This window comes from Snodgrassella alvi (genome assembly GCF_002777425.1).
Taxonomy (GTDB): domain Bacteria; phylum Pseudomonadota; class Gammaproteobacteria; order Burkholderiales; family Neisseriaceae; genus Snodgrassella; species Snodgrassella alvi_B.
Genome location: NZ_MDVC01000080.1, coordinates 1 through 2,561, shown reverse-complemented (window position 1 = coordinate 2,561; position 2,561 = coordinate 1). Strand labels below are relative to the sequence as shown.

Annotated in this window: 4 protein-coding genes; all 4 read left to right on the top strand. The window is 35.3% G+C overall.

Annotation, left to right across the window (positions count from 1 at the left end):
• The coding region (locus tag BGI33_RS07430) for a hypothetical protein (protein WP_218965167.1) at positions 1-465 on the top strand (465 nt) is incomplete at its 5' end.
• A gap of 79 nt (positions 466-544) precedes the next feature.
• The gene (locus tag BGI33_RS07425) at positions 545-904 is read left to right on the top strand and encodes a hypothetical protein (RefSeq protein ID WP_065566450.1); all 360 of its coding nucleotides are present in this window, start codon (positions 545-547) and stop codon (positions 902-904) included.
• Between the two features lie 188 nt (positions 905-1,092).
• Positions 1,093-1,752, top strand: coding sequence for an RHS repeat domain-containing protein (locus BGI33_RS07420; protein WP_100090612.1), 660 nt, complete (start codon positions 1,093-1,095; stop codon positions 1,750-1,752).
• Positions 1,745-2,197, top strand: a complete 453-nt coding sequence (locus BGI33_RS07415) for a hypothetical protein (protein ID WP_025329789.1) — start codon at positions 1,745-1,747, stop codon at positions 2,195-2,197. The genes BGI33_RS07420 and BGI33_RS07415 overlap by 8 nt, the downstream gene beginning before the upstream one ends.
• Positions 2,198-2,561 lie beyond the last annotated feature (364 nt).

The window sequence follows — 2,561 nt, the reverse complement described above, 5'->3', positions numbered from 1 at the left end:
AATCTGTATCAGTATGCGCCTAATGGGTTGACTTGGGTGGATCCGTGGGGGTTAAGTAGTTTAAATAGAGTTCAACAACAAATTGACGATATTCTTAGAGAACACTTGCCAGCAATACAAGCAATTGATCCTAATGCCGAAATAGGTTATAGAGGAAGTGCTGCTAGTGGTATTAGTAAAGCTCATGACCCTAGTATATCCAGACCCATAGATTTAAATAATTTCGATGTAGATGCTTTTATTCGATCAGATTATTTAGCTCATGATCCGGTATATACAAACAGACGTCGTGATGCTTCAGAAATTAAAGGTATGAAGGAAATAGAAGCATCTATAGACCGTAAATTACGTTTAATTTTTCCGGGGCTAAAAAAAGAACCCTTTGGTTTTAGAATTTTTAAAACTCACGAGTTAATGGAATTTGCTCGAAAGGGTGACATTCAGCGCAAAATTGGCTGTAAATAAAAACGAATTTTTTGTTTTTATGAGATAATAGTTGGATTTAATATTTCAACGTTAAATTTTTTTCAAGGATGATAGATTTATGAATATAAATGAAAGACGGTTAACTTTTGTACTGATTGATAGTAATAATTCATTTAAAGAAATGCTGACTAAGATAGAACTGGCATTTAAATGTAAATTATCCTGTAAAGATGAAAAAGGTCGTTATATTGCTAGAGCGGAATTGGATAATTTTAGTATTGCCGTTATCGACAAAATTGATAGGCTTAGTGAGTTATTATGTGATGAACATTATACTCTTAAAATAACAATAACATCTGATAAATACTTTAATTCTAAATTTGAAAGTTACATAAAAGAAATTCTAACTAATAACTTCATACAATGGAAACGGTCAATTTGGACTCCTGCCGAAGTTACTCCACTCAGCAAGCGATAGAATAGTTGAATGAGAACCTAATCTAGATATAAATAGAAAATAGCAAAAGTATCAGACATGAGGTGATTGACTTAAATATACATACTAAAATAACTTGGAGTAAAGAAGTTACAGCTAAACAACTATGCTGAGTGCTTAAAGAAAGATATTATGAATCGTGTCAACGAGGTAATGACCCAGAAAGGGTAATGTACTTCCACACTGATCTGAATGGCTGTCCGGAAGAGTTGACCGACGAAAACGGTAAAATACTGTGGGAATGCAGTTTTCAGCTCTGGGGAAAACGGATTCATGAAGTCGAACACATCCCGATACAACAGAATCTCAGATATCAGGGACAATATTTAGACAGAGAAACCGGCTTACACTACAATACTTTCAGGTATTATGATCCGAATATAGGACGCTTTACCCAGCCAGACCCGATTGGTTTAGCTGGCGGATTGAATCTGTATCAGTATGCGCCTAATGGGTTGACTTGGGTCGATCCGTGGGGGTTAATGAAATGTGGCCTTACAGGGAAGGAAGTTGGCAATGCAACTAACTTACCTATCATTAAGCGTGGTAGCCCTGAATGGAAGAAAGCAACTGAAATAATTCAGAGAGGTGGTAAATCCAATTTTAGAGTGAAGGATAAAGCTACTGCTGAACAACTGTTAAAAGATGCTAGAGGAAAGATAGAGATTCAGCCTACTTACTCTGAAATTCCATACAAAAAAGGTTATGAACATCACCCTAATGAATCGCATACAATAAATGCACCAGAGAATAATATACCCCACATAAAATGGAAGGATTGGAGTTTGGGTAAAAAATCTGGTGGAGCTGGGCATATATTTTATGAATAAAAAATTATTAACCATTGATGAAAAAAAATATCCTATTGCATGGAGATTTAATTCTAAAGATTGCTTGCTATCTTTTGATGAAAAAAGACAGATTATTTTTCTTGATACGGAGGAATCTAGTAATTTTTGGGATGTGACATTCCCATTTAACCATTTAATGAAAATGCATTCGTCATTTTGTTCTGTTATAGAAAAAATTAATTTGGATTTTGATCATCCTAACGAATCTTCTTTATTTTTCAAGAATAAATTAACAGACATTTCATTTGCTTTTTTCTTTTGGGGGAAAAAAGCGAGTGCGATTGTACCAGTGGATATTTTTGTAAAATCATGGGATGATTTTTTTTACCCAAGTGATGAAACAAGTATTCTTTTAATTCCCAATGGAAATAAAATGATTTTCTCTTATGAAAAAACATTTTTTTACGCAAATATATCCTTTTGATAAAGATTCAGAAAATACCAGTTGCTGATGTTACCAACTTTATTTTAGCAGATTATAGTTAAGTAAAACTGCAACCTGAGTGTAATAATCAATCTACTTACGTCCACCATTATACCCACAAAAAATTAATTGTTTAGACCAGCGAACAGAATAAATGCCCGTAGCACGTCACCCAAATCAAACAAGCACAGCGTGACGGCAACACCGACCACACTGAACGCGACAACCTGTACCGCGAAGTATCACGTACTCAGGGACGCCTGAACACCCAGTTCAAATACGACCGTAACAGCCGTCTGCAACGCAAACAGAATCCCATCCTGCCTGATATCCTGCTCGAACGCAGCTACCAGTACGACAACCT

Bases quoted from the DNA above. Each gene is read 5' to 3' on its own strand.
- BGI33_RS07415 (WP_025329789.1), top strand. From the start codon at position 1,745: ATGAATAAAAAATTATTAACCATTGATGAAAAAAAATATCCTATTGCA.
- BGI33_RS07420 (WP_100090612.1), top strand. From the start codon at position 1,093: ATGTACTTCCACACTGATCTGAATGGCTGTCCGGAAGAGTTGACCGAC.
- BGI33_RS07425 (WP_065566450.1), top strand. From the start codon at position 545: ATGAATATAAATGAAAGACGGTTAACTTTTGTACTGATTGATAGTAAT.